The sequence below is a fragment of the Brevundimonas sp. GW821-FHT12E07 genome (assembly GCF_058807035.1).
The window spans coordinates 888,185-913,262 of sequence record NZ_JBXAQH010000001.1 but is presented as its reverse complement, the minus strand read 5'-3'; the positions used below and the strand labels follow the sequence as shown (position 1 = coordinate 913,262).

Genomic DNA, 25,078 nt, shown 5'->3' with positions numbered 1-25,078 from the left:
GATCAGCGCAGCTTCAGGGTGGCGAGACCGGCGAGAGCCAGCATGGCGGCGACGATCCAGAAGCGGATCACCACGGTCGATTCCGGCCAGCCCAGCTTTTCGAAATGGTGGTGGATCGGCGCCATCAGGAAGATGCGCTTCTTGGTGACCTTGTAATAGCCGACCTGGATCATCACCGAGGCCGCCTCCAGCACGAACAGGCCGCCGACGATGCCCAGCACCAGCTCGTGCTTGGTGGCCACGGCGATGGAGCCGAGCGCGCCGCCCAGGGCCAGTGACCCGGTGTCGCCCATGAAGATCTTGGCCGGCGGGGCGTTGTACCAGAGGAAGCCCGTGCCCCCGCCGATGATGGCGGCGCAGAAGATGGCCAGCTCGCCCGAGCCCGGCACGTGGTGGACGCCCAGATACTCGGCGAAGATGAAGTTACCCACGAGATAGGCGATCAGGCCGAACGCGGCCGAGGCCATCATCACCGGCACGATGGCCAGGCCGTCGAGGCCGTCGGTCAGGTTCACGGCGTTGGAGAAGCCGATGATCGTGAAGGCGGCGAAGGCTACGTAGAACCAGCCGATGTTGAGCAGCACGTTCTTGAAGAACGGGAAGGCGATCGAGGTCTCAAGGTTCGGCGAGGTCGGCGACTGGGTCATCCAGGCGACCGTGGCGATGCCGGCGATGACCGAGACGACCAGCTGGGCCAGCAGCTTCTGTTTCGAGGTCAGGCCGGCCGAAGTCTGTTTGGTCACCTTGGCGTAGTCGTCGATGAAGCCCAGCACCCCGAAGGCCGCCGTCACGAAGCTGACGATCCAGATATAGGGGTTGGTCAGGTCGCCCCAGAGCAGGACGGCGACGCCGATGCCCGCCAGGATCATCAGACCACCCATGGTCGGGGTTCCGACCTTGGACAGGTGCGAGACCGGGCCGTCGTCGCGGATCGGCTGTCCCCGGCCCTGTTTGGCGCGAATCCAGTTGATGAACCGGCTGCCCATCGCCACCGCCACGATCATCGCCGTGGCCATCGCCAGGGCGACGCGCACCGTCTGATACTGGATCAGGTGGAGAAGCGGATAGTCCTTCGCCACGTCGGCGTAGTGCAGGTACAGCAGGTAGAACATCGGTGAGGGGCTTTCCTTGTCCCTTGTCCGGCCGCGCGTTCGGCGCGGCCGTGTCTTGAGGCCTTATGCGCCGTTCCCGGGGTTGTCGAGCGCGGCCAGGGCCTTTGCGACGAGCGAGGCCTTCGAACCGTTGGATCCCTTGACCATGACGATGTCGCCGGGAGCCACCAGCTCGGCCGCCTGCGCCGCCAGCTCGGCCGAGGTCGCGGCCCACAGACCCCGGCGCAAGGCCGGCAGGGCGTCGTACAGGTGGCGCATCTGCGGACCGGCGGCATGGACCAGATCCAGCTTCGCCGCCTCGATCGTTTCGGCCAGTCCGGCGTGCAGGGCCCCCGACTGGTCGCCCAGTTCCAGCATGTCCGAGAGGACCACCACGCGGCGCGCGCCTGCGGCGACCGGCTTGGCGCCCAGGCTCATGAAGCCGGCCCGCATCGACAGCGGATTGGCGTTGTAGCTCTCGTCGATCAGGGTGAAGGCGCCCCCGGGTACACGCACGGTGCGGGTCTCTCCGCGCCCCGCCAGCGGCTGGAACTCCGCCAGGGCCGCGAAGGCCGTCTCGACCGGCACGTCCAGCGCGTCTAGCATCAGGATCACCGCCAGGCTGTTCAGCCCCCAGTGGAAGCCGGTCTGCTTCAGCGAGAAGCCGTGGGTGCGGCCCCAGATCTCGGCGGTCACCCGCGCGCCGTTCGGGCCGGGGACGAAGTCGATCAGCCGGGCGTCCTGACCGGGCCCCGAGCCGAACTGGGCGATGCGCGCGCCTTGCCGTAGGGCCGCCTCGCGCAGCAGGTCGACCCAGACATTGTCGCCGTTGATCACCGCCACACCGCCGGGGCCGAGCCCCTGGAAGATGGCCGACTTCTCGCGCGCCACCCCGGTCTCGCCGTCGGAGAAGCCTTCGATATGGACCGGGCCGACCGTGGTCACGCAGGCCGCGTGCGGCTGGACCATCTTCGACAGCGGCCCGATCTCGCCCGGCGCGTTCATGCCGATCTCGAACACCGCGCGCTCGACCGTGGCGGGCATGCGGGCCAGCGTCAGGGGCACGCCGATATGGTTGTTGTAGCTCTTGATCGAGGCATGGGCCGGACCCGCCAGATCGAGGCCCGCCTTGATCGCCTGGGTCACGCTGGTCTTGCCGACGCTGCCGGTAACGGCGCCGCGCCGGACCTGGGGCGCCCGGTCGCGCGAGGCGGCGCCCAGCTGTTCCAGCGCCTTCAGGGTGTCGGGAACGACGATGCAGGGGCCGCCCTCGACGGCCCGTTCGACCAGGGCGCCGGCGGCGCCGGCCTTGAAGGCGGCGGCGGCGAAGTCATGGCCGTCGCGCTCGCCCTTGAGGGCCAGGAACAGTTCGCCCGGACCGATTTCACGGCTGTCGTAGGTCAGGCCGGAGACGTTGAAATCGCCGCCCTCGATCCGTCCACCGGTGGCCGCGGCGATCTCGGGCGCCGTCCACAGCGGCGGATGGGTGTCAGGCATAGGCGAGCAGGGCCTCGGTCGCTTCGGTGACGTCATCGAAGGGATGGGTCACCCCGGCGACGATCTGACCCTGTTCATGCCCTTTTCCGGCGATGACCACCACATCTCCTTCGCCCATCAGCGATACGGCGTGACGAATGGCTTCGCGGCGGTCGCCGATCTCGAGCGCCTCGGGGCAACCCTTCTTCACTTCCGCGCGGATCAGGGCGGCCTTTTCCGAGCGGGGATTGTCGTCCGTGACGATGGCGACGTCGGCCAGACGCCCGGCGATCTCGCCCATCAGGGGCCGCTTGCCGCGATCCCGGTCGCCGCCGGCGCCGAACACCACGATCAGCTTGCCGGTCGCATGGGGGCGCAGCGCCGTCAGCACCGTCTCCAGCCCGTCCGGGGTGTGGGCGTAGTCGACATAGACCTCGCCCCGCGCCTCGAGGCCTTCCGGGCCGCGCACGCGTTGCAGCCGCCCTTGCGCGCCCGTGATGCCTTCCAGCGCGCCCAGCACCCGGTCGGCGCTCTCGCCCGCGGCGATGCACAGACCCGCCGCGACCAGGGCGTTCGAGGCCTGGAAGGCGCCGGCCAGCGGCAGCAGAATGTCATGCACCACCCCGCGCACGTCGATCTGAAGACGCTGACCTTCCGGCGTCGCCTTGCGCCCGATCAGGGCCAGGTCGCGGCCGCGCTCGCCCACGCCCATGATGCCCAGACCCGACATGATGCTGGCCGAGGCGAAGCTGGAATAGGCGTCGGAGTCGGCGTTCAGCACCGCGGTCCGACCACGCGGCAGAAGCGTCTCGAACAGGCGCAGCTTGGCGGCCCGGTACTCTTCCATCGTGCCGTGATAGTCGAGGTGGTCCTGGGTCAGGTTGGTGAAGCCCGCCGCCTTGATCGTCACCCCGTCCAGACGGCGCTGGTCGATGCCGTGCGACGAGGCTTCCAGCGCCAGGTGGGTCACCTGTTTCGCCGCCAGCTCGGCCAGCAGACGCGCGGCGTCGGCGGCGTCGGGGCTGGTCAGGCCGGGGCCGGTCAGGGCGTAGGTCCTGTCGCCCTTCTGACCCACGACGCCAAGCGTACCCATGCTGGCCGACTTGAGGCCGAGCCCCGCCCAGATCTGGCGGCAGAAGGCGGCGACCGAGGTCTTGCCGTTGGTGCCGGTCACGGCGACGCAGGTGGCGGGCTGGGCGCCGTAGAAGCTGCGCGCGGCCAGGGCATAGGCGCGGCGCACATCGCCCGAGGTGACCAGCAGCGGCGCCGTGTCGATCGGGGTGTCGACCGGAGCCAGGATGGCCGCCGCGCCCTGGGCCAGGGCCTGCGGAATGAAGGCGCGGCCGTCGGCGGCGCTGCCCGGCAGGGCCACGAACAGGGCTCCCGGGGCGACCTTGCGGCTGTCGGCGGTCACCCCGGTGATGACCGGGTCGGAGGCCACGTCGCGGCGCAGCAGATCGGACAGGTGGATAGCGCTCATCGACCGTCGCCCTCCACGTCCTGGAAGCGCGGGATCTTGTCGCCCATCGCGGTGCGGTACGGATCGGCCCGGCGCTGCACGCCCAGGAAGCCGGCGATGCGGTCGGCGATACGGCCCACGGCCGGGGCCGCGACGAAGCCGCCGGTCTTCGGATAGGTCTGGGGCTCGTCCATCAGGACCAGGATCGAATAGCGGTGGGTGCCGATGGGCCCGTCCGCCGGGAAGATGGCGGCGAAGGTGCCGACGGCGTGGCTGGGGTCATAGCGGCCGTTGACCAGCTTGTTGGCCGAGCCGGTCTTGCCGCCGACGCGCAGACCCGGCGCCTCGGCGAAGTTGCCGGAACCGGCGACGACGTTGCGGCGCATCAGCTCCAGCATGGTCAGGGAGGTCTGTTCCGACACCACGCGGCGGCCTTCGCCCCGGTTCGGCGCCCCGCCCTTGCGCAGGCTCAGCGGCAGGTAACGGCCGCCGTTGGCCAGGGCGCCCATGGCCGCGGCCATCTGGGCCGGGGTGATGGAGATGCCATAGCCGAAGGACATCGAGGCCAGGCTGGAGTCGGACCAGTCGCGCGGCCGGATCGGGCGCGCCGATTCCCTCAACTCGATCGGCGCCGCGTCCATGAAGCCGAAGCGGGTCAGATAGTCCTTCATCATCGTCCCGCCCATGCCGACGGCCAGACGCGAGGAGCCGATGTTGGACGAGTGCAGATAGACTTCCTCCAAGCTCAGAACCCGGTTGGTGGCGTGGAAGTCGGTGATGCGGCGCGTGCCGATCATATAGGCGCTGGAGGCGTCGATCATGGAGTTCATGTCGGCCCGGCCCGCGTCGACCGCGGCGGCGATGGTGAAGGTCTTGAACACCGACCCCATCTCATAGACCGAGCCCACGGCCCGGTTCATCGTGCCCAGCGGCCAGCTGGCCATGCCCAGGACCTCGCCGGTGCGGGTGTCGGTGACGATGCCGACCGCGCCCTTGGAGCCGTTGGCGATGGCGGCGGCGGCCAGTTCGTTCTCCAGCACGCCCTGGACGCGCAGGTCGATCGACAGGGGGAACTCGTCGCCGCGCGCGCCGGCGGCCCGGATTTCGTCGTTGAACGCCAGTTCGGCGCCGGCAGTGCCCTGCCCACCGGTGTCAGCCGAGCCGACGACATAGGTGGCGGAGTTGTTGAGCGGATAGACGCGGCGATCCTCGGGCTCGAACGACACCCCGCCCAGGGCCAGGGCATGAATGGTGGCGCGCTCGCGCGGGGTCAGGCCGGTCTGGACGATCAGGCGGCGCTCGCCGAACAGCACCTTGCGCAGCTTGGACGCCGGAATGGCCGGCATGGCGCGATGGATCTGCTCATAGGCCAGCTCGCGGTCCCAGACCTCGGCGGGATCGATATAGAGGCCGTAGTGGGTGATGTTGGACGCCAGAAGGGCGCCGTTGCGGTCCACCAGATCGGCGCGGGTCAGGGCGTTGGGATTGTCGATCGAACCCAGACCGCCACGCTTGGCGAACAGGGCGGCATGGGCCGCGCCGATGGCCAGACAGACGAAGACCAGCGAGAAGACGCAGGTGATCAGGAAGATGCGGACCCGGGTGTCTTCCTCGGGGCGGCCGTCGGCGCGGGCGCGTTCGAACGCATGCTCGATCCACCAGATGCCCGACGAGAACAGGCGCAGCCACGGCGACAGGCTCTGGCCCACGGTGGAGCCGAGGGCCGGACGCGGGCCGGGCGCGGGACGATGATAGTCGGTGCGGTGATCGTGAACGCTCACTGCGGCTCTCCCGTCGTCGGTGCGGGAGTGGGGGCGGGAGCAGCGGGCGCGGCGACCGGGGCCGGAGCGTGGGTCGGCTTCAGGTCGGGAAGTTCGTTCTCGGTGGCCTGACGACGCACATCGACGGGCGCCAGACCGGCTTCGCGCGACAGGGCCTCCAGCCGGCTCGGCTGCTCGAGCCGCGAGATCTCGGCGCGCAGCAGGCGGACGCGCTGGCGGTTCTCCGCGATGTCGCGGTTCAGCTCGTCGATGCGGCCGCTCTCGCGCGCCGCGGCGGCCTTGGCGATATAGACCGAGAAGATCATGGCCGCGACCATCACCACCCCGATGATCTCGACCCAGCGGATGCCACGCACCTTCCAGTCGAACAGCCGCTTCAGCATCAGGGAGGCGCTCATGCGGCGGCTCTCCAGACGGGGGCGTCGGTGCGGACGCCGGCGCGCAGCCGGGCCGACCGCGCGCGCGGATTGGCCGCCAGCTCGTCCTCGCCGGCCTCGCGCGCGCCCTTGAACAGCAGGGTGAAGCTGGGCTTGCGGGTCTCGACGGCGACCGGGGCGTGACGCGAGCCGCCGGGCGCATTGCCGCTGCGCTCGGTGAAGAAGGCCTTCACGATCCGGTCTTCCAGCGAATGGAAGGTGACGACCGCCAGACGGCCGCCCGGCGACAGGCTGGCCTCGGCGGCGGCGAGGCCGGCTTCGAGTTCGCCCAGCTCGTCGTTGACCGCGATGCGCAGGGCCTGAAACGTCCGGGTCGCGGGATGGGTCGGGGCGCCGCGACGGCCGCCCAACGCCTTTTCGACGACTTCCGCGAGGTCGAGGGTGCGGGTGAAGGCCTGGCTCTGGCGACGGCGCAGGATGGCCGTGGCGATCCGCCCCGACTGACGCTCTTCGCCGTACAGCTTGATCAGATGGGCCAGCGGCCCGTGCTCATAGGTGTTTACGATGTCGGCGGCCGTCAGACCCTGATCCGACATCCGCATGTCCAGCGGCCCGTCGCGCATGAAGGAAAAGCCGCGCTCGGCCTGGTCCAGCTGCATGGAGGAGACGCCGATGTCGAACACGGCGCCGTCCACCCGGGATTTTCCGCTGCCTTCGAAAGCTTCGGTCAGACCCGAGAAGGGGGTGCGGACCAGGGTGAACTGACCGGGAAATTCCTTCGCCACCGCATCGGCGTGCGGCTGGACCGTCGGGTCGCGATCCAGGGCGATGACCTCGGCCCCGGTCGACAGGATGGCGCGGGTATAGCCGCCGGCGCCGAAGGTGGCGTCGATCATCGTCTCGCCGGCTTTGGGCGACAGGGCCTCGATCACCTCGGCGATCAGGACGGGAGCGTGGGGAGACGCGGTCATGCGCCCTCCCCCGACATCACGACGCCGGCGCGCTTGCGGCTGCCCGGTTTGCGGACCTCCCACTTCGCCTTGTCCCAGATGCGGAAACGGCGGCCCATACCCAGGATGACGACCTCGTCGGTCAGCCCGGCCTCCTCGCACAGGCTCTCCGGAAGGGTGATCCGACCGCCGCCGTCGTAGGAGAGCGGACGCTGGCCCGCATAGAAGGCCTCTTCCAGCGCCGTGCGGTCCTCGCTGCCGAACGGCAGGGCTTCGATGCGGTCGACATAGTCGGACATCAGCGGATCGCCGCCGGCTTCCAGACAGTCGTCCTTCATGGAGAGAAAGCAGAAGACGCCATGTTCGGCGCCGTTGTCGGAGGTGCGGAACTCCTGGGGGATCAGGAGGCGGCGCTTGCCGTCCAATTGTTTCTCAAAGGTGCCGAGAAACACGCCCTTGTCCCATCGGACCCGTCGGTCCGCCCCTGAACTGCCAAAACGCCTGAAGCCAGACGCTGATCACCCCCGGCTCACGAAACTGGGATAACATGGGATCAGATGGGTCTCAATGGGATTGGAAGGCACTTTTTAACCATGTTCCGACTGTGTTCACGATGTCGCGTAATGATACGTAAGAACATACATAGAACACGCTCAGTAACGCCGGTTCGACGACCAGTTTGAGCCGAATGTGTCGCCGGCGGATTAACGAGCAAAATCAAGCCGCGCGGCGAAGTTCCCCGACGGAACCCCGACAACCGAGGCGCGCGATCACGCCGAGGCCAATACTCGCTCTGGTCATGCCAAAGTTAGGTGTGGATCGTCGGCGAACCGGCCGTCAGCGAACGGCGAAGGTTAACCAAACCCCGGCCTCAAATAGCCGAAAAGGCGATAGGCCCAATATAATGTCAGACGGCCTGTAAGCCGGGTTCTGTTCCGTCCGAAGACAGCGACGATCATTCCTCTGGACCGCCCATTGCTGGACGGTTCTCGCGACCTACCCGGATGCCTCGGGCGGTGACCCTGCGAGCGAACTCGCGCGACATCCCTATTCGGTCTTGCTCCAGGCGGGGCTTGCCATGCCGGTCCTGTTGCCAGTCCCGCGGTGGGCTCTTACCCCACCCTTTCACCCTTCCCTGCGTCGCGACGCAGGCGGTTTGCTTTCTGTGGCGCTATCCCTCGGGTCGCCCCGGGCGGGCGTTACCCGCCGCCTTATCACCGTGGAGCCCGGACTTTCCTCGACGGAGCAAGCTCCGCCGCGACCGCCCGGCCGTCTGACGGCGGCGTTAGTGACCGTTTGGAGGAGCGGCGTCAAATTTCAGTCGCATCGGAGGGCGGGTTCGCGCCAAGGTCATGTCCAGCACCAGACTCAACCCGACAGGACCACCGATGAAGTTTCCCGTCAAAGCCGCCGCCCTCGCCGCGATCCTGTTCACGTCGGCCTGCGCGACGCAGATTCCGTGGGACAATGGCGATACGGCGCTGCAGGTCGGTATGAGCCAGGCTCAGGTGGAGGCCGGCTTCGGCCAGCCGACGCGCCGGTTCACCGACGCCGAAGGCTATACGGTCTGGGCCTATGATCGCACCGACGCGGCGTCCGGCGCGACGACCGCCTCTCGCGAACTACAGGTCCGTTTCGCCGGCGACCGGGTGTTGGGCTACAGCCACTCGTCCACGACGACGACCACCACCACAACCACCAGCCCCTAGTTCAGGACGCCCGTCACGCTCTCGGCGGTGGCCAGTTGCAGCACCCCCATCAGGGTGGCGCGGGTCTCGCCGTCGGCGACGCCATCGACGCGGTCCTGACGCCAGTGGCGCTGGAAGGCCTTCACCGTCGTCGCCGTCTCGGCGTCATAGGTCGAGCCCGGCTGCAGGGCATAGCCCAGCCGGTGCAGGCCGGCGCGCAAGACCACCACCCCGATCCCCTCGTCCCCGACCTGCAGGAAGCCGCCCAAGGCGGCGATCCGTTCCTGCGCCGGTTCGAACCACAGGCCGTGCCCGGCCTGGGCCAGCCGCTTCCACGGGAACAGTTCGCCGGGATCTTCCTTGCGCTCGGGCGCCAGGTCGGAGTGGGCGATGATGCGGGCGTCGGGAATGCTCCAGCGCGAGCGGATATCGGCGGTCAGGGCGATGACAGCCTCGATCTGGGCGTCCGGGAAGGCGCGATAGCCGAACTCATGGCCCGGATTGACGATCTCGATACCGATGGAGGCGGCGTTGACGTCCGTCTCTCCCTGCCAGGCGCCGCGTCCCGCATGCCAGGCCCGACGCTCCTCGGGCACCAGGGAGAAGATCCGCCCATCCTCCTCGACCAGATAGTGGGCCGAGACCTCGGCGGCGGGGTCGCGCAGTCGCGCCAGGGCGGCCTCGCCGGTCGGCATGCCGGTATAGTGCAGGACCAGCATGTCGGGCGGTCCGCGCCGCGCATTGAAATTGGGCGACGGGGCGTCTTCGAATGTCAGAGGCATGGGTGAGGCCTTAGTGGCCGGGCCGTTCCCAGCCGTAGGTCACCCAGGTGTCCCCGACCTTGTGGGCCTCGATCACATCGTCGCCGCGACGGGTGCGGACGGTCATCTTTCGACGCGCCCCCATGGCCAGACCGGCGAAGAAGACCAGGACGCTGGCGACCAGGGCGATGACAGCCACGGCGGCGGCAGTGAAGACGGCCAGGACCGCGCCAACGGCCAGGGCCGCGATCGTCGCCACCAGACCGCCCAGCCACATCACCGGCGCGAGCCAGCCGCTCGTCTGACGACGGGCGTTGAAGCCGAGCGGGGTGAAGCGGTCCTGGGTCATTCGAATCCCTTTCAGGGCGTTCCTTGGAACGCCTGACCCCCAATGTCGGTCCATAGAGGTGAACCGTCAATGACCAAGGGCTTCACAGGCCGGTGTGTCGCGCCCTCATGCGTCGGTTTGGGGTCGGTTTGGGTCAGTCCAGTGGCCGATCGGCCATGACCACGGCGCCGCGGCTGCGCATCCGGTCGGCCTCGATGGCGCGCATCGCCGCCTCGGCCTGGGGATCGGACATCACACCGCCAATGGCGACCAGGGCGTGGGCGGCCTCGCTGGAGACGCCGAACACCGACGACAGGGCCTCCCACGGAGATTCCGCCTTGGGATAGCGTTTGAAGCGGACCGACTGGCTGGCCGGGATCTTGGCCAGTTCGCGGGCCTTGCCGATGGCTTCGGTGATCCCGCCCAGTTGATCGACCAGGCCCAGATCCTTGGCCTGGGCGCCGGTCCAGACACGGCCGCGCGCGATCTCGCGGACCCGGTCGATCGGCAGACGACGGCCGGTGGAGACCCGCTGGACGAACTCGTCATAGGTCTTGTCCATCGAGGCGGCGAAGGCGGCGCGCTGGCTGGCCGTGAAGGGCTCGGTCGGGGAGAAGGCGTCGGAATAGTCGCCGCCGACCGAGATACCCCGCATGTCCACGCCGAACCGGGCCAGGGCCGGGGCCAGGACGAACTTGCCGCCGAACACGCCGATGGAGCCGGTCAGGGTCGAAGGCTGGGCCACGATCCAGTCGGCTTCGGAACTGATCCAGTAGCCGCCGGACGCCGCGTAGGAGCCCATGGAGACCACCACCGGCTTGCCGGCGGCCCGCGCCGCGCGCACGGCGGCCAGGATCTGTTCGGAGGCCTCCGGCGAGCCGCCGGGCGAGGAGACGCGGAAGACGATGGCCTTCACGTCCTTGTCCTCGATGGCGTCATAGATGGCCTTGGCCGTGTCGTCGGAATGGATCGACGATCCGCCGCCGAAACCGCCCCCGCCGCCACGCCCGGTAACGATGTCGCCCTCGGCGCCGACGATGGCGATGGCGTCCGAGCCCGAGCCGTCACGCGACCCTTGCGACGAGGCATAGTCGCCGAACTCGACGATCTCGGCGTTGGAGCCGGCGCGGCGCTTGGCCTCGGCCTCGGCCTCCTCGGCCTGGCCGATCTTGTCGATCAGCTTCAGCGACAGGGCCTGCTGGGCCGAATAGGGTCCGGCCTCGATGGTCGCCTTGAGCGCGGCCGGGGCCAGCTTGCGGTCCGAGGCGGCGTTGGCCAGGGCGCTGGTGTAGATGGAGGTCATCCAGGCCGTCATCGCCTCGCGGTGCGGCGCGGTGAAGTCGGACTGGGTGTATTCGTTGACGGCGTTCTTGTATTCGTAGCGCTGCTCGAAGTCGGCGCGGACGCCGTATTTCTCGAACGCCCGGCCCAGGAAGACCTCGTTCGACGAGAAGCCGGTGACTTGGAAATTGGCGGTGTTCTGCATCCACAGCTCGGACGCAGAGGCCCCGATCATATAGCTGTCGATGACAGTCCCGACCGGTTGGAAACCTTGCGAATGGGCGATGACCGGCTTGCCCGAGGCGCGGAAGCGGCGGATCGCCTGACGGATCTCGTCGGCCGAAGCCGGGGTGACGCCGCCTTCAGGCAGACGCAGCAGCAGGACTTTGACGTGGTCGTCCTTCTCGGCCTGGGCCAGGGTGTCGACCACCTTCATCACCGACAGGCCGGAGCCGCTGAAAGCCGCGAAGGGGCTGGACGAAGCCTGGTCCGAGATCCCGTCGCGCAGATCCAGCTCCAGCACCGTGTTGGCCGCCGTGGTCTGCTTCGACGAGCTGGACGCGGCGCCGATGATCATCGTGAGGAAGATGAAGGGCAAAATCACGAAGAACAGCAGCAGGCCGGCGAACACGCCGCCCATCGTCAGGAAGAACTGTTTCATGGTCGGGCGGCGATCCGTCGCAGGGCCAATGGCGGCGCTTCGGCGACCCTACAGGCCCGCAAGTCACCGTCAAATGAACGTATCGCGGCAGGCGAGGTGAAATCACGATTTCGCTGCGGCGCAGCAAGGCGATTGATGCCCTCGGGTGAAATCCCTATATGAGCCGCCTGCGAGCGGGGGCCGATAGCCCCGCGTCACGACCGGACAGCACCTCCCATGCTGGTCACCCTGATGAAGGCCAAGCTGCACCGCGCGACGGTGACCCAGGCCGACCTCGACTATGAAGGCTCGATCGCCATCGACGGCGATCTGCTGGACGCCGCCGGGATCTTCCCGCACGAACAGGTCGATGTCCTGAACATCACCAACGGCGCCCGCTTCACGACCTACGCCATCGAGGCCCCGCGCGGCTCGAAGGTGATCGGCGTCAACGGCGCCGCCGCGCGCCTGGTGCAGAAGAACGACAAGGTCATCGTGGTCACCTACGGCCAGATGCCGCAGGAAGAAGCCCGTCAGTGGTCGCCCACCGTAGTGCTGCTGGACGACGCCAACAACATCAAACGCGCCGCCTGATCTTCCAGCCCTGAAGGGGTTGGACAGATTGCACCGGTGACGCCCTGCCCCATCCGTGGTTCAAGCCGCGAATGAGCGAAGCCACGTCCGACCCCCTGGCCCTGAAGAAGGCCGAGACCCGCGCCTGGTTCGAGGCCCTGCGCGACCGGATCCATGCGGGTCTGGAGGCCCTGGAGGACGCGGCGCCCGCCGACCTCTTCCCCGGTGAGCCCGGCCGCTTCGTCCGCACCCCCTGGACCCGCGCCTCCAACGCCGACGGCAGCCCGGGCGGCGGCGGGGTCATGGGCATGATGCACGGCCGGCTGTTCGAGAAGGTCGGGGTCCACTGCTCGACCGTTCACGGAACCTTCCCCGCCGACTATGCGAAGACCGTCCCGGGCGCCGAGGACGACCCCCGCTTCTTCGCCACCGGCATCAGCCTGATCGCCCATCCGTGGAGCCCGCGCGTCCCGGCGGTGCATATGAATACCCGCTTCATCGCCACGACGAAGAGCTGGTTTGGCGGCGGCGCCGACCTGACCCCCGTCCTCGACGTCGACCGCTCGCAGAACGCGCCCGACGCCCTCGCCTTCCACGCCGCCATGAAGGCCGCCTGCGACGCCCACGACCCGGCCTTCCACCCGCACTTCAAGGCCTGGTGCGACGAGTATTTCTGGCTGCCGCACCGCAATGAGCCGCGCGGGATCGGCGGCATCTTCTTCGACCATCACGACACCGGCGACCACGCCGCCGACTTCGCCTTCACCCGCGACGTCGGGACCGCCTTCCTCGACGTCTATTCAGCCATCGTCACCCGCCGCATGGCCGAACCCTGGACGGCGGACGAGCGGCAGGAACAGCTGGTGCGCCGGGGCCGCTACGTCGAGTTCAACCTGCTCTACGACCGCGGCACGATGTTCGGGCTCAAGACCGGCGGCAATGTCGAGTCGATCCTGAGCTCCATGCCCCCGGCCGTCACCTGGCCCTGACACCCTTGGCTGAGGGTCCGCGACAGAGTGGCGCACAGCTGTTCCGCGCTTCCTGCCGGCCGCGCGCTGTGACCTAGTAAGTCCGTCGTTGGTCCCCCCGACGACAGGCGGCCCGGCCTCGTCGATACCGCAAACTGTCGACGACGTTGGGTCGCCACCTCTCTCTATTGAGGACGGTTCAACAGGGCGCCGATATGCTGCCAATGGCCGTCCGGGGCGCGTTGCAGCACCGCATGGACCGGCGCCGCCCCAGGCTCCTGATAGGAGACGATGACGCGATCGTCGTGGATTTCGGGCCGCCCCAGAATCACCGCCGGGCCGCGCGACACCAGTTGCACCTCGATGAACGAACAGCCGCGCAGGGAGATCGGCGTCGGCCCGCGCTGTTCCGGCCGCTGCGGCATGAAGGGCGGGTTTTCAGGAACCGCCACGTCCAGCACCTTCAGCCCCGTCCCGTCGAGCGGGCGCGAGAAGACCTCGAGCGTCGCGCCCATCACCGCACAGTCGTCGGCCGAGGCAGGCGTGCCGACGATGGCCGGCCCGGTCGGGGCGCTGGTGGTCCCGCAGGCGCCGAGCGCGAGCGTGGCAGCGGAAACGGCAAGAACGATAGAGGCGCGCATATGTCTCATCCTGAGGGCTCTCACCCGTTGTCCTGCAGATTAGATGCCACTGCCGGCCTCCTCGATCGGGGGCGGGGTCAGCATCAGGAAGGCGCGGATCCAGGCGGTCAGCACGGCCCGGTCGTTAACGCGCGACAGGCTGGCGACGGCTTCGTCGGCCAGGTCGTGCGGCACCCGCGTCCCGCGCCGCGCCTCGATCAGGGCGACGCCGTATTCGGGCTGGAACTCCGGGTGGCACTGGAAGGAGACCACGCCGTTCTCTCCGCCCGTCGGGTCGTCCCAGGCCAGACCCGCATAGGGGGTGAAGGCGCTGGACGCGATCACCCGGGCGTCGGGCGGCAGGATCTCGACCTGGTCCTGGTGCGACACCGGGATGGCGATGCTGGCGGCGCGCGGGAACATCCACGGCTCGTCGGCGACGACGTCATAGCGGTGCAGGCCGACGCCCCAGCCCTTGTCCGACTTGGCGACATGACCGCCGAAGGCCTGGGCCAGGGCCTGATGGCCGAAACAGATGCCGACCAGCCGGGTCTTGCCCCGCGCCGCCCTCAGCCAGTCCAGCAGGGGCGCGATCCACGGCAGGTCATCATAGACTCCGGCCGCCGAGCCCGTGACGATGGCGCCCTGGAACTCGGTCGGATCCTCCGGCAGCCGCCCGGCCTGGACGTCGAACCGCACCGTCGCCACCCCCTCGCCCAGCAGGGCGCGGAAGCGGGCGGGATAGTCGTCGAAGGCGTCCTGGAGATCGGCCGGAGGCTTTCCGGTTTCCAGAATGGCGATGGGCTTCAAAGGCGGTCTCCGGCTCACCCCCATAAGAGGCGATCCCGACGCGGCGCGAAAGAGGCGCCATCCATTAACGCTGTCTGCTCACCCCACCTTGAGACATCCCCGCTACGGTCATGCGATGGCCGACAGCACCCAATTCCGGTTTTCAAGCGTCGCCCCGGACCGCCGCGACCAGACCCGCACCGGGTTTCGCAAGTCGCGCCGGCCGCAGGAGCGCGTGCGCCTGATGGGTCAGACGGTCGATCTGGTGAAGCCGGAGGAAGTGCTGTTCCACATGCAGCGCTGGATCCAGGAAGGCCGCAAGGCGATCATCGCCAACCACAATCTGAACAGCCTCTACTTGTTGCGGAAGCATCCCGAGATGCGCGCCTTCTATGAGCGCGCTGAACTGGTCGAGCTGGATTCCACGCCCCTGGTGCACTTCGCCAAGCTTCTGGGCATCAACAGCCGCCCCTTCCACCGCTGCACCTATCTGGACTGGCGCGACCATTTCTGGAGCCTGGTCAACCGCAACGGCTGGCGCATCATGTACGTCGGCGCGACCCAGGAGGTCGTCGACGTCGCCAAGGCCCGGCTGAACGCCCGCTATCCGCGCGCGGTCATCGAGACCCGCAACGGCTATTTCGACGCCACGCCCGGCTCGGCCGACAACGCCGAGGTCCTGCAACAGATCAGGGCCTTCAAGCCCAACGTCCTGTTCGTGGGCATGGGCATGCCGCGTCAGGAGATCTGGATCACCCAGAACTTCGAAGCCCTGCCCGACTGCGCCGTCTTCTCGGTCGGCGCCGCCTTCGACTATGAGGCCGGGGTCCAGAAGTCCGCGCCGCGCTGGATGGGCAAGGCCGGGGTCGAATGGCTGTATCGCCTGGCCGCCGATCCGAAGCGTCTGTTCCGCCGCTACTGCGTCGAGCCGTGGAGCCTGCTGGACCTGATCTACGACGACCTGGCCGCCGCCGCGAAGCGCCGCCTCAGGGCCGTCCGCAAAGGCGCGGTTCTCCCCGCCGTCGGCAGCGAAGCCCACCCGGGCCGGCGGTAAGATCGCGCCCTTCTCCTCACCACGCGCAGCGTGGGGAGGTGGCGCGACGCCCCTTGGCATCGTGACGGAGGGGGTTCTTTCTTGCTTTGATTTACTGACGGCTGCGGGGATGAGGCTCTGCGAAGAGCCCCCTCAACCACCCGCGAAGACGCGGGCGGTCCCCCTCCCCACGCTTCGCGTGGTGAGGAAAGTTAAGCCGCTTCCAGCTCTTCCTTCGCCTCGACGCCCGCGAGGGTCGTTTCGATGGCGGCGAACAGGGTGGTCAGGGTGATGGGCTTGGCCAGATGGCCGTCAGCGCCCGCGGCCTTGCCCGCCGCGACATGCTCGGCCAGGGCGTTGGCGGTCAGCATGATGATCGGCGTGCGGATGGCGGCCTTTTCGGCTTCCAGCGCCCGGATCGCGGCGGTGGCGGTCAGGCCGTCCATCACCGGCATCTGCATGTCCATCAGGATCAGATCGAAGCGGGGCCCGTCGTCGAGGCTGGCGGCATAGGCGTCCAGCGCCTCCTGACCGTTCTCGACCGGGACCAGTTCGACCGCGCTTTCGGCCAGCATGATCTCCACCACCTTGCGGTTGGCCGGATGGTCGTCGGCCAGCAGGATGCGCAGGGTCCCGCCGGCGTCGGTCCAGCCGTCCTCATCGTTAGAGGCGACCGTGACATCGACCGGGGCCGCGGCTTCACAGGGCGGCAGCGGCAGGTCGAACCAGAAGGTCGCGCCCTCGCCGGGGCGGCTGCGGCAATCCAGGGTCCCGCCCATCAGCTCGGACAGGTCCTTCGAGATCGCCAGACCCAGGCCCGTGCCGCCGAAGCGCCGGGTGATCGAGCCGTCGGCCTGCTGGAAGCGGCCGAAGATGCGTTCCTTCTCGGCGTCGTCGAAACCCACGCCTGTATCGGTGACGGTGAACCGCGCCAGACCTTCGGGCGTCATTTCGCCGGTCACGCGCACCGAACCCTTGTCGGTGAACTTGAGGGCGTTGGAAATCAGATTGGTGAGTATCTGGCGGAACCGCACCGGGTCGCCGCTGACCACATGCTCGAGAGCCGGGTCGATCGAGACCTCCAGCGCCACGCCCTTTTCCTCGGCCGTCTGGGTCCACAGCATGCCCACGCCCCGGGCGGCCTCGCCCAGATGGAAGGGCGCGGTCTCGATGGTGACATTGCCCGACTCGATCCGGGCGCTGTCGAGGATGTCGGACAGCAGACGTTCCAGGGTCACGCCGGACGCGCGGATGACCTCGACCATCTCATGCTCGCGCGGCTTCATCCCGGCCCGGGCCAGGGTGTCGGCCATGGCCACGATACCGTTCAGCGGCGTGCGGATCTCATGGCTCATATTGGCCAGGAACTCGGACTTGGACAGGTTGGCGGCCTCGGCCCGCTTACGGGCGACGCGCAGGTGTTTCGACAGGCGGAACTGCCACAGGGCCGCAGCGACGGCCGACAGGAAGAAGACGACGGCGATGCCGACGATCCAGTTCTGCGAGCGGATCACATCCTTCTGCAGGCCCGTGTTGGCGCGTTCGGTCTCCAGCTGCTGGCGGCGACGGTCCAGCTTGTCCTGCATGTCGCCGGTGACCTGGCGAATGCCGGCGCTGAAGCGGCGGTTGGCCTGGATCTCGGCGGCGTGGTCATAGGCGCGCAGCTTGCGGTAGGCCTCTTCCGGACGTCCCTCGGCGAACAGCAGCTCGGCCTCGACGTGCGGGATTTCCGACGCGCCGTCCTCGCGGAAGGCGCCGACGGCCTCGCGGCGGCGGATTTCGGCCAGGTCGGCCCGGGCCTCGGCGACATGGCCGAGCTGGGCGTTGGCGATGGCGCGCATGGGCAGCAACCGCCCGGCGAGGAAGGCCGCCGGCCCCAGCTTGCGGCCGTAGGGCGCGATGCATTTCAGCACGTCCCGCGGCGCGTTGCGGGCCTGGGCCACGGCCGCGCACAGGCTGGCGTCATAGACCAGCAGGCTCTGCAGGCCGGTGCGGGCGGCCAGGCGGTGGTGGGCGGCGGCCAGGCGGTCGGCCAAAGGCTGATCCCCGACCTGCACCGCCAGGCGGGCCAGGTTGTACAGGCTGTCGAAGTCCGGACGCGGATAGGCCGGATTGGCGAAATCGAGCTCGAACTTGCCGAAGGCGGTGGCGCTGCCCTCGAAGTCGTTCAGCTTCATCAGACCGATGCCCGCGACTTCCCAGACCCCGGCATGGGCCGTCGCCGCATAGGGGTCGTGTTCGGGGATGGTGGTGTCGATCTCGGCCAGCATCTTCAGCCCGTCGCCGATCCGGTCGTTGTCCATCAGGGACAGGGCGTACAGCCGTGTCGCATGGACGCGGGTGAACCAGTCGGCCTGGGTGTCCGCCAGATATCGCATCTGGTCGGCGGCGCCGACTTCGCCATTGTCGTAGCGGATCGCCAGATTGTTCAGATAGGCGATCATCGTATAGCGGCCGTCGTTCTGGCGCCGCGCGGCGGCCTCCAGCCGGTCGTTCCACTGCTTGGCGTGCTCGAACTCGCCCTGGTTCAGATAGATCCAGGCCACATGATAGAGCCGGTTCAGGCCTTCCCGGTCGCCCCGGGCCACGGCCGTCTCGCCGAAGCGATCCAGGGCGCGGAAGTCGGTCGCGCCGGCGCGTCGTTCGACGGTCGCGATCAGGGCTGTGGGGCTGCGCGGCGGCGTCGAGGCCTGCGCTGACGCGGCCTCCGCCCCGAGGGTGATCGCGAAGCACGCCGCGATGAGGAACTTTACAAAACGGAACATACGAAATCCGGGTGATCCTCACTCCTCGCACAAGAACCTTGAGCAAGGCTTAGCGCCGCATTTCGCAAATCCCCGATCTTCCAATGTCGGCCAGCCGACACAGTGTGACACATAAAAAACCGTGGCTGTTACGGTTCGTGAGGGAACGACCTGACTGACAGGCGTGTTTGTCATGACAAATTGACGCACCCCGAGAAGGAAACCGACATGGCCAGACCGTCCCTCGCAGCATCCGGCGGAGGGGGGGCGGGAGCCATACTCGTCCGCATCCTCTCGGTCGTCTTCGTCCTCATCGGGGCGACCCTGACCATCGGCGGCGCCTGGCTGCTGACGCTGGGCGGCTCCTTCTACTATCTGCTCGCCGGTCTGGGCCTGATCGCCTCGGGCGTGATGATGTTCCGGCTCAAACTGGTCGGGGCCTGGATCTACTTCAGCGTCTTCGTCCTGACGGTGCTCTGGGCATTGTGGGAGGTGGGTCTGGACGGCTGGGGGCTGGTGCCCCGCGTCATCGCCCCGGCCGTGCTTCTGGCGCTCGTCATCGCCTCGCTTCCAGTGCTCAACCCCGGCCGCGACGGTCGCAAATGGGCCCTCGGCGGCGGGATCGGCTTCGTCGTCGTCGCCCTGATCGCCGGCTTCGGCGTCGCCCAGGCCAATGCGCCCAAGGTCGACATGCCCCTGCCCGCGGCCCAGCCCTCGACCTCGAGCGATCCGGACGCCATCCCGGTCGGCGCCGACTGGCCCGCCTATGGCGGCACCTACCACGCCCAGCGCTATTCGCCCCTGACCCAGATCAACACCGGCAACGTCGGCAAGCTGCAGCGCGCGTGGAACATCCACACCGGCGACCTGCCCGGCGACCGCCCCGGCGCGCAGAACAAATACGCCTCCGAAAACACCCCGCTGAAGGTCGGCAACGCCCTCTATATCTGCTCCGGCAAGGGCATCGTCCTCGCCGTCGACGCGGGCACCGGCAAGACGATCTGGCGTCATGACCCGCAGGTCTCGGACGACAACATCCCCTACACCGCCGCCTGCCGCGGGGTGAGCTACTACGTCGTGCCCGCCGTCACGGCGAACACCCCGTGCGCCACCCGCATCATCTGGGGCACGCTCGACGCCCGGCTGATCGCGGTCGATTCCCGCACCGGCCAGCGCTGCGCCGGCTTCGGCCAGAACGGTCAGGTCGACACCGCCGCCAACATGGGCCCGCTGATCCCGGGCATGGTCTCCATCACCTCGGCCCCGACCATCGTTCGCGGCGTGGTGGTGACCGGCCACCAGATCCTGGACGGCCAATACCGTCAGGCGCCCTCGGGCGTGATCAAGGGCTTCGACGCCGTCACCGGCCAGCTGCGCTGGGCCTGGGACATGATGCGCCCTGACATCAACACCACCCCGCCGGCGGGCCAGATCTATACGCTGGGCACGCCCAACATGTGGACCACCGCCTCGGGCGACGAGCGTCTGGGCCTGGTCTATCTGCCGCTCGGTTCGACCGCCGCCGACTACTGGTCTTCTGACCGCACCGGGCCGCAGCTCGACTATGCGACCTCGCTGGTGGCGCTGGACGTCACGACGGGCAAGCCGCGCTGGAATTTCCAGACGGTCCACCACGACGTCTGGGACTATGACCTGGGCTCACAGGCGACCCTGGTCGACTTCCCCACCGCCGCGGGCGCCGTTCCGGCCGTGGTCCTGCCGTCCAAACAGGGCGACATCTATGTCCTGAACCGCGAGACCGGCCAGCCCCTGACCCAGGTCGCCGAACTGCCCGTCCCGCAGGGCGGTCAGGAGCCGGCCATGCGCACGAAGACCCAGCCCCACTCCCTGTTCCACACCCTGCGCCGCCAGAACGACCTGACCGAGAAGTCGATGTGGGGCATGTCGCCGATCGACCAGATGGTCTGCCGGATCCAGTTCCGTCAGGCCAGCTATGCGGGCTTCTACACCCCGCCGACGGCCGGCCAGCACTATATCGAATACCCCGGCTACAACGGCGGTTCGGACTGGGGCGGCATCGCCATCGACCCGAACCGGGGCGTGATCGTCGCCAACTACAACGACATGCCCAACTACAATACGCTCGTTCCCCGGGCAGAGGCCGACAAGCGCGGCTGGGTCCCGCGTGGCCAGCCCAACGCCCGCAAGGGCGGGCCTGAAGGCGCCGGCGATCCGCAGACCGGCGTGCCCTACGCCATCTCCGTCAACGCCGGCTGGCGCCTGCCCTTCACCGGCCTGCTGTGCAAGGAGCCTCCCTACGGCGGCATCCGCGCCATCGACCTGAAGACCGGCCGCCAGATCTGGGACCGCCCCCTGGGCACGGCCCGGAACAACGGTCCGTTCGGCATCCCTTCGGGCCTGCCGATCAATATCGGGACGCCCAACAACGGCGGCGCTGTCGTCACGGCGGGCAATCTGATCTTCGTCGCCGCCGCCACCGACGGCCTGATCCGGGCCATCGACATCAACACCGGCAAGACGGTCTGGTCCGACGTCCTGCCCGGCGGCGGTCAGGCCACCCCGATGACCTATGAGATCGGCGGCCGCCAGTATCTGGTCATCGCGCCCGGAGGCCACCACTTCATGGAGACCCCGATCTCCGACGAGGTGATCGCCTACGCCCTGCCGACCTAGGCTAGGAAACATCGAAGAAGGCAGAGCGGCCGTCCGGGACACCCCGGGCGGCCGTTTCGCTGTCTAGCGCAGCGCCTTCTGGCCCAGCACGATCGCCCCAAGCGGCCCGGCCATCCCGCCCAGCCCCGGCGGCACGACATAGTCGTCAATCATCGCCGCAATCCGCCCGGCGGTCGCATAGCCGGCCAGGCTCTCGATCAGGGCTCCGCGCAGGCGCGGGAACAGATGGTCGTTGCCGCCGAAGATGCCGCCGCCGATCAGGATGCGCTCGGGCGCGGTCGTCAGCACCAGATTGTGCAGCAGCCCCGCCAGGGCCTGAACCACCATCTCCCAGACCGGATCATCCGCCGACAGGGTCTCGCCGCGCTTGCCGGTGCGCGCCAGCAGGGCTGGCCCCGCCGCCAGACCCTCGACGCAGTCGCCGTGATAAGGACAACTGCCGGGCCATGTATCTCCCGCGATCCGACCGACGCGCAGATGGCCCGCCTCGGTGTGGCCCAGACCGCTGACCGACTGGCCGTTGATCACGACGCCCACCCCGATCCCCGTGCCCACGGTGATGTAGGAGAACGACCGAAGTCCCTGCGCCGCGCCCCACAGCCCCTCCGCGAAGGCCGCGCCGTTGACGTCGGTGTCGATGGCCATGGGCACGCCCAGATCGCGGCCCAGCACCGTCAGGTCGGCGTCCGACCAGCCGGGCTTGGGGGTGAAGACGATGGAGCCCCAGTTCGCCGCCCGGTCGTCCAGCTCCAGCGGCCCGAAGCTGCCGATGCCCAGAGCCTCGAATCCGTGCTCCGCCTTCCAGCGTTTCAGCACCGCCGCGACCTCACCCAGCGCCTCCTCCGGCGTCGTGGTCGGCAGGCGGACCTCGTCTCGGATGTCATCGGGGCCCGAGGCCAACAGGCAGACGATCTTGGTCCCGCCCAGTTCGACACCGGCGATCAGAGGGGCGGCGGCTGCGGTGTCGGTGAGTTCGGCCATGCGGCGCCTCCAATGAGCGGTCCGCCCTTCTAGACCGTGCGTCGCGCCCTGCGTCACCCCATCGGATGTTACGAGGGTTGAATGTGTCGCGCCGCCAAGCTGAGCCATTTCGGGTTCCGGTGTGCTAGACTTCAGAAATCCCGCCATTTTCCTGCCTGAGGACCTCAATGGGTCCCGTGAACCGAGCTCGATGACCACCGACACTCCCCCCGACGAAACCCGCGTCCAGTTCGTGATGCGCCGCGTCGTCGAGCATATCTCGCGCGAGCGCCTGCGCGTCGGCGACCAGTTGCCGTCCGAGACCAGCTTCGTCGAGGTGCTGGGCGTCAGCCGCCCGGTGGTGCGCGAGGCCTTCGGCGCCCTGGCCGCCCTGAACATCGTCGAGACCGCCAACGGCCGCCGTCCCCGGGTCAGCGCCCTGAACGGCTCGGTGCTGTCGATCTCGCTGGATCACGCCGTCCGCACCGAACAGATCTCGATGCGCCAGATCTGGGAGACGCGCCGCTGCCTCGAAGCGGAGACCGTCGCCCTGGCCGCCGTGCGCCGCACCGACGCCGAGGCCGCCCGGATCCGCGAACTGGCCCATGCCATGTCCGCCGCCGAGCGGGAATCACCCGAGTTGATGAGCCTCGACATCCAGCTCCACAAGGCCATCGCCGATGCCGGCCGCAATTTGCTCATGGCCCAGATCATCGCCTCGCTGGAGCCCCTGCTGGAATCCTCGGTGTCGGCCGCCTGGGGCCTGCTGCGCACCGACGCCCAGCATCGCGCCATCCTTGATCGCCATCTGGATATCGCCGAGGCCATCACCAGGGGCGATCCCGAGGCCGCCCGCACCGCGATGGACAGCCATTTCGACGCCACCGTCGCCGCCCGCCTGCTGCTCGACGATCCGATCTGACGCATCGGGGCTTGGCGCCGGGCTCAGGCCGCGAGAGGGTAGGTGTTTCCCGTAACGCGGACGCCTTCTCCCCATGGCTGCCAAAGTCACCCTGCCCGCCCGCCCCGAACCGCTGGAGATCGATCCGGCTTCGACCGCCGTCATCGTCATCGACATGCAGAACGCCTATGCCTCGCCGGGCGGCTATCTGGATCTCGCGGGCTTCGACATCTCGGGCGCCAAGGCGGTGATCCAGAACATCAAGGGTGTACTGGAGACGGCGCGCTCGGCTGGTGTTCAGGTCGTCTATTTCCAGAACGGCTGGGACTCCGACTATGTCGAGGCGGGCGGCCCCGGCTCGCCCAACTGGCACAAGTCCAATGCGCTCAAGACCATGCGCGCCCGGCCCGAGCTGGAGGGGACGCTGCTGGCGCGCGGGACCTGGGACTATGAGCTGGTCGATGAGTTGAAGCCGCAGCCGGGCGACATCCAGCTGCACAAGACCCGCTACTCCGGCTTCTTCAACTCCCAGCTTGACAGCGTCCTGCGCTCGCGCGGCATCCGCAACCTCGTCTTCGTCGGCATCGCCACCAACGTCTGCGTCGAGTCGACCCTGCGCGACGGCTTCTTCCTCGAATATTTCGGCGTGGTTCTGGAAGACGCCACCCATCAGGCCGGGCCCGAGTTCGTCCAGCAGGCGGCGCTTTACAACATCGAGAAATTCTTCGGCTGGGTCTCCAGCGTCGCCGACTTCAAGGGCGTCGTTGGCCAGATCGCGCCCACTACTGAACAGGAGGCCTGAACCATGCCCAAGACCGTCATCACCCCGCCCGGGACCGTCACCCCGATCGCCCCCTTCTCGCCCGGTACCCTCGCCGACGGCGTGGTCTATGTCTCGGGGACGCTCGCCTTCGACAAGGACAACAACGTCGCCTGCGTGGGCGACGCCGAGGGCCAGACCCGCATCGTGCTGGAGACCATCAAGTCGGTGATCGAGACCGCCGGCGGGACCATGGACGACGTGACCATGAACCACATCTTCCTCAAGGACTGGGCCGACTACGCCGCCCTCAACAAGGTCTATGCGGAGTATTTCCCGGGCGACAAGCCGGCCCGCTTCTGCATCCAGTGCGGCCTCGTCCGCCCCGACTTCCTCGTCGAGATCGCCACCATCGCCCACATCGGCAAGACGTGACCGAAGGCGTCGCCGACGGTCTCTGGTTCGAAATCCACGACGGCCCTGAAGACGCCGCCAGCGTCGTCCTGTCCGCCGGCCTGGGCGGTTCGGCCGCCTTCTGGGCGCCGCAGATGCAGGCCCTGACCGAGCGCTTCCGCGTCATCCTCTACGACCATCGCGGCACGGGCCGCAGCGACCGCTCCCTCAAGCCCGATCACACCGTCGCCGCGATGGCCAAGGACATCGTCGCCGTCCTCGACGCCACAGGCACGGACAAGGCCCACCTCGTCGGCCATGCGGCGGGCGGCAACGCGGGCCTGCAGCTCGCGCTCGACCATCCCGACCGGCTAGACAGACTGGTCGTCGTCAACGGCTGGTCTCGCCCCGATCCGCATGTCGCCCGCTGTTTCTCCGCCCGCACCCGACTGCTGGAGGCCTTCGGGCCCCAGGCCTATGTCGAGGCCCAGAGCCTGTTCCTCTATCCGCCCGACTGGATCAGCGAGAACGACGCCCTGCTGAAGGAACAGGAGCCGCATCACGTGGCCCACTTCCCGCGCACCGACGTCATGCTGGCCCGTATCAACGCCCTTCTGGCCTTCGACATCGACGACCGGCTGGGCGAAATCCCTCACCCGGTGTTGGCCTACTGCTCGGTCGACGACATGCTCGTTCCGCCCCGCCTGTCATGGCGATTGGTCGATGGCCTGCCGCACGCGCGGTACGAAGCCGAAGCCTGGGGCGGTCATGCCTTTACGGCGACGCTTCCAGATGCATTCAATGCCACCGTCATCGCCTTCCTCTCCGGCGAGCTGCCAACCCGATAAGG

The 25,078-nt window shown here is 68.3% G+C and carries 23 protein-coding genes and 1 other RNA gene; 9 read left to right on the top strand and 15 right to left on the bottom strand.

Annotated features, from left to right (window positions below):
* Window positions 1–2: 2 nt before the first annotated feature.
* From mraY to rnpB, 8 genes are all read right to left on the bottom strand, one after another.
* Complete coding sequence (gene mraY, locus AC1ROD_RS04510) at window positions 3–1,112, bottom strand: phospho-N-acetylmuramoyl-pentapeptide-transferase (RefSeq protein WP_492947054.1); 1,110 nt, start codon at window positions 1,110–1,112, stop codon at window positions 3–5.
* 63 nt (window positions 1,113–1,175) lie between these two features.
* Window positions 1,176–2,588: a UDP-N-acetylmuramoyl-tripeptide--D-alanyl-D-alanine ligase gene (locus AC1ROD_RS04505; RefSeq protein ID WP_492947053.1), complete on the bottom strand. Its 1,413-nt coding sequence runs from the start codon at window positions 2,586–2,588 to the stop codon at window positions 1,176–1,178.
* Window positions 2,581–4,047 (bottom strand): UDP-N-acetylmuramoyl-L-alanyl-D-glutamate--2,6-diaminopimelate ligase, encoded by a 1,467-nt coding sequence (locus AC1ROD_RS04500; RefSeq protein WP_492947052.1) that lies wholly within the window; start codon window positions 4,045–4,047, stop codon window positions 2,581–2,583. Before AC1ROD_RS04500 ends, AC1ROD_RS04505 begins: the two co-directional genes overlap by 8 nt.
* Window positions 4,044–5,735, bottom strand: coding sequence for a peptidoglycan D,D-transpeptidase FtsI family protein (locus AC1ROD_RS04495; protein ID WP_492947733.1), 1,692 nt, complete (start codon window positions 5,733–5,735; stop codon window positions 4,044–4,046). Before AC1ROD_RS04495 ends, AC1ROD_RS04500 begins: the two co-directional genes overlap by 4 nt.
* A gap of 68 nt (window positions 5,736–5,803) precedes the next feature.
* Window positions 5,804–6,205 (bottom strand): cell division protein FtsL, encoded by a 402-nt coding sequence (ftsL, locus tag AC1ROD_RS04490; RefSeq protein ID WP_492947051.1) that lies wholly within the window; start codon window positions 6,203–6,205, stop codon window positions 5,804–5,806.
* Window positions 6,202–7,155, bottom strand: a complete 954-nt coding sequence (gene rsmH / locus AC1ROD_RS04485; protein WP_492947050.1) for a 16S rRNA (cytosine(1402)-N(4))-methyltransferase RsmH — start codon at window positions 7,153–7,155, stop codon at window positions 6,202–6,204. Before rsmH ends, ftsL begins: the two co-directional genes overlap by 4 nt.
* On the bottom strand, window positions 7,152–7,586 hold the full coding sequence (locus AC1ROD_RS04480) for a division/cell wall cluster transcriptional repressor MraZ (protein ID WP_492947049.1): 435 nt from the start codon (window positions 7,584–7,586) through the stop codon (window positions 7,152–7,154). Before AC1ROD_RS04480 ends, rsmH begins: the two co-directional genes overlap by 4 nt.
* A 451-nt stretch (window positions 7,587–8,037) precedes the next feature.
* Window positions 8,038–8,411: RNase P RNA component class A (gene rnpB / locus AC1ROD_RS04475), an RNA gene on the bottom strand.
* 111 nt (window positions 8,412–8,522) lie between these two features.
* Here rnpB and bamE point away from each other — a divergent pair.
* Complete coding sequence (bamE, locus tag AC1ROD_RS04470) at window positions 8,523–8,843, top strand: outer membrane protein assembly factor BamE domain-containing protein (protein ID WP_492947048.1); 321 nt, start codon at window positions 8,523–8,525, stop codon at window positions 8,841–8,843.
* On the opposite strand, the gene AC1ROD_RS04465 is transcribed toward bamE, so the two are convergent.
* From AC1ROD_RS04465 to sppA, 3 genes are all read right to left on the bottom strand, one after another.
* Window positions 8,840–9,604, bottom strand: coding sequence for an N-acetylmuramoyl-L-alanine amidase (locus tag AC1ROD_RS04465; protein ID WP_492947047.1), 765 nt, complete (start codon window positions 9,602–9,604; stop codon window positions 8,840–8,842). The two genes, bamE and AC1ROD_RS04465, sit on opposite strands and share 4 nt — an antisense overlap.
* A gap of 10 nt (window positions 9,605–9,614) precedes the next feature.
* Window positions 9,615–9,932, bottom strand: coding sequence for a hypothetical protein (locus AC1ROD_RS04460; RefSeq protein ID WP_492947046.1), 318 nt, complete (start codon window positions 9,930–9,932; stop codon window positions 9,615–9,617).
* A 133-nt stretch (window positions 9,933–10,065) separates the two neighbouring features.
* Entirely contained in the window at window positions 10,066–11,853 is a 1,788-nt protein-coding gene (sppA, locus tag AC1ROD_RS04455; protein ID WP_492947045.1) for a signal peptide peptidase SppA, read from the bottom strand.
* 216 nt (window positions 11,854–12,069) lie between these two features.
* Here sppA and panD point away from each other — a divergent pair, with 216 nt between their 5' ends.
* Both panD and hemF read left to right on the top strand, forming a co-directional pair.
* Window positions 12,070–12,426 carry an aspartate 1-decarboxylase gene (gene panD, locus AC1ROD_RS04450; RefSeq protein WP_207868482.1) on the top strand — a complete coding sequence of 119 codons (357 nt, stop codon included), beginning with the start codon at window positions 12,070–12,072 and terminating at the stop codon, window positions 12,424–12,426.
* A gap of 71 nt (window positions 12,427–12,497) precedes the next feature.
* Complete coding sequence (hemF, locus tag AC1ROD_RS04445; protein ID WP_492947044.1) at window positions 12,498–13,394, top strand: oxygen-dependent coproporphyrinogen oxidase; 897 nt, start codon at window positions 12,498–12,500, stop codon at window positions 13,392–13,394.
* A 164-nt stretch (window positions 13,395–13,558) separates the two neighbouring features.
* On the opposite strand, the gene AC1ROD_RS04440 is transcribed toward hemF, so the two are convergent.
* Together AC1ROD_RS04440 and AC1ROD_RS04435 are read right to left on the bottom strand one after the other, a co-directional pair.
* Complete coding sequence (locus AC1ROD_RS04440) at window positions 13,559–14,014, bottom strand: hypothetical protein (RefSeq protein WP_492947043.1); 456 nt, start codon at window positions 14,012–14,014, stop codon at window positions 13,559–13,561.
* Between the two features lie 39 nt (window positions 14,015–14,053).
* Complete coding sequence (locus tag AC1ROD_RS04435) at window positions 14,054–14,803, bottom strand: type 1 glutamine amidotransferase (protein ID WP_492947042.1); 750 nt, start codon at window positions 14,801–14,803, stop codon at window positions 14,054–14,056.
* A gap of 115 nt (window positions 14,804–14,918) precedes the next feature.
* Between AC1ROD_RS04435 and AC1ROD_RS04430 the strand changes: the two genes are divergently transcribed.
* The gene (locus tag AC1ROD_RS04430) at window positions 14,919–15,836 is read left to right on the top strand and encodes a WecB/TagA/CpsF family glycosyltransferase (RefSeq protein ID WP_492947041.1); all 918 of its coding nucleotides are present in this window, start codon (window positions 14,919–14,921) and stop codon (window positions 15,834–15,836) included.
* 191 nt (window positions 15,837–16,027) lie between these two features.
* Here the strand turns inward: AC1ROD_RS04430 and AC1ROD_RS04425 are convergent, their stop codons facing one another.
* Complete coding sequence (locus AC1ROD_RS04425; RefSeq protein ID WP_492947040.1) at window positions 16,028–18,580, bottom strand: ATP-binding protein; 2,553 nt, start codon at window positions 18,578–18,580, stop codon at window positions 16,028–16,030.
* Window positions 18,581–18,787: 207 nt separating this feature from the next.
* Here AC1ROD_RS04425 and AC1ROD_RS04420 point away from each other — a divergent pair, with 207 nt between their 5' ends.
* The gene (locus AC1ROD_RS04420) at window positions 18,788–21,214 is read left to right on the top strand and encodes a membrane-bound PQQ-dependent dehydrogenase, glucose/quinate/shikimate family (RefSeq protein ID WP_492947039.1); all 2,427 of its coding nucleotides are present in this window, start codon (window positions 18,788–18,790) and stop codon (window positions 21,212–21,214) included.
* Window positions 21,215–21,277: 63 nt separating this feature from the next.
* On the opposite strand, the gene AC1ROD_RS04415 is transcribed toward AC1ROD_RS04420, so the two are convergent.
* The gene (locus AC1ROD_RS04415) at window positions 21,278–22,195 is read right to left on the bottom strand and encodes an ROK family protein (protein WP_492947038.1); all 918 of its coding nucleotides are present in this window, start codon (window positions 22,193–22,195) and stop codon (window positions 21,278–21,280) included.
* Between the two features lie 190 nt (window positions 22,196–22,385).
* Here AC1ROD_RS04415 and AC1ROD_RS04410 point away from each other — a divergent pair, with 190 nt between their 5' ends.
* From AC1ROD_RS04410 to rutD, 4 genes are all read left to right on the top strand, one after another.
* Window positions 22,386–23,096 (top strand): FadR/GntR family transcriptional regulator, encoded by a 711-nt coding sequence (locus AC1ROD_RS04410; protein WP_492947037.1) that lies wholly within the window; start codon window positions 22,386–22,388, stop codon window positions 23,094–23,096.
* A 73-nt stretch (window positions 23,097–23,169) separates the two neighbouring features.
* Window positions 23,170–23,877, top strand: coding sequence for a pyrimidine utilization protein B (gene rutB, locus AC1ROD_RS04405; protein ID WP_492947036.1), 708 nt, complete (start codon window positions 23,170–23,172; stop codon window positions 23,875–23,877).
* Window positions 23,878–23,880: 3 nt separating this feature from the next.
* Window positions 23,881–24,270, top strand: coding sequence for a pyrimidine utilization protein C (gene rutC / locus AC1ROD_RS04400; RefSeq protein ID WP_492947035.1), 390 nt, complete (start codon window positions 23,881–23,883; stop codon window positions 24,268–24,270).
* Window positions 24,267–25,076 (top strand): pyrimidine utilization protein D, encoded by an 810-nt coding sequence (rutD, locus tag AC1ROD_RS04395; RefSeq protein WP_492947034.1) that lies wholly within the window; start codon window positions 24,267–24,269, stop codon window positions 25,074–25,076. Before rutC ends, rutD begins: the two co-directional genes overlap by 4 nt.
* Window positions 25,077–25,078 lie beyond the last annotated feature (2 nt).

Excerpts from the sequence above, each read along its gene's own strand:
- rutC (WP_492947035.1), top strand. The coding sequence starts at position 23,881 with ATGCCCAAGACCGTCATCACCCCGCCCGGGACCGTCACCCCGATCGCC.
- AC1ROD_RS04415 (WP_492947038.1), bottom strand. The coding sequence starts at position 22,195 with ATGGCCGAACTCACCGACACCGCAGCCGCCGCCCCTCTGATCGCCGGT.
- AC1ROD_RS04440 (WP_492947043.1), bottom strand. The coding sequence starts at position 14,014 with ATGCGCGCCTCTATCGTTCTTGCCGTTTCCGCTGCCACGCTCGCGCTC.
- hemF (WP_492947044.1), top strand. The coding sequence starts at position 12,498 with ATGAGCGAAGCCACGTCCGACCCCCTGGCCCTGAAGAAGGCCGAGACC.
- AC1ROD_RS04500 (WP_492947052.1), bottom strand. The coding sequence starts at position 4,047 with ATGAGCGCTATCCACCTGTCCGATCTGCTGCGCCGCGACGTGGCCTCC.
- AC1ROD_RS04425 (WP_492947040.1), bottom strand. The coding sequence starts at position 18,580 with ATGTTCCGTTTTGTAAAGTTCCTCATCGCGGCGTGCTTCGCGATCACC.
- sppA (WP_492947045.1), bottom strand. The coding sequence starts at position 11,853 with ATGAAACAGTTCTTCCTGACGATGGGCGGCGTGTTCGCCGGCCTGCTG.
- rutB (WP_492947036.1), top strand. The coding sequence starts at position 23,170 with ATGGCTGCCAAAGTCACCCTGCCCGCCCGCCCCGAACCGCTGGAGATC.
- AC1ROD_RS04410 (WP_492947037.1), top strand. The coding sequence starts at position 22,386 with ATGACCACCGACACTCCCCCCGACGAAACCCGCGTCCAGTTCGTGATG.
- AC1ROD_RS04465 (WP_492947047.1), bottom strand. The coding sequence starts at position 9,604 with ATGCCTCTGACATTCGAAGACGCCCCGTCGCCCAATTTCAATGCGCGG.
- panD (WP_207868482.1), top strand. The coding sequence starts at position 12,070 with ATGCTGGTCACCCTGATGAAGGCCAAGCTGCACCGCGCGACGGTGACC.
- rsmH (WP_492947050.1), bottom strand. The coding sequence starts at position 7,155 with ATGACCGCGTCTCCCCACGCTCCCGTCCTGATCGCCGAGGTGATCGAG.
- bamE (WP_492947048.1), top strand. The coding sequence starts at position 8,523 with ATGAAGTTTCCCGTCAAAGCCGCCGCCCTCGCCGCGATCCTGTTCACG.
- AC1ROD_RS04420 (WP_492947039.1), top strand. The coding sequence starts at position 18,788 with ATGGCCAGACCGTCCCTCGCAGCATCCGGCGGAGGGGGGGCGGGAGCC.
- AC1ROD_RS04460 (WP_492947046.1), bottom strand. The coding sequence starts at position 9,932 with ATGACCCAGGACCGCTTCACCCCGCTCGGCTTCAACGCCCGTCGTCAG.
- ftsL (WP_492947051.1), bottom strand. The coding sequence starts at position 6,205 with ATGAGCGCCTCCCTGATGCTGAAGCGGCTGTTCGACTGGAAGGTGCGT.
- AC1ROD_RS04505 (WP_492947053.1), bottom strand. The coding sequence starts at position 2,588 with ATGCCTGACACCCATCCGCCGCTGTGGACGGCGCCCGAGATCGCCGCG.
- mraY (WP_492947054.1), bottom strand. The coding sequence starts at position 1,112 with ATGTTCTACCTGCTGTACCTGCACTACGCCGACGTGGCGAAGGACTAT.
- AC1ROD_RS04430 (WP_492947041.1), top strand. The coding sequence starts at position 14,919 with ATGGCCGACAGCACCCAATTCCGGTTTTCAAGCGTCGCCCCGGACCGC.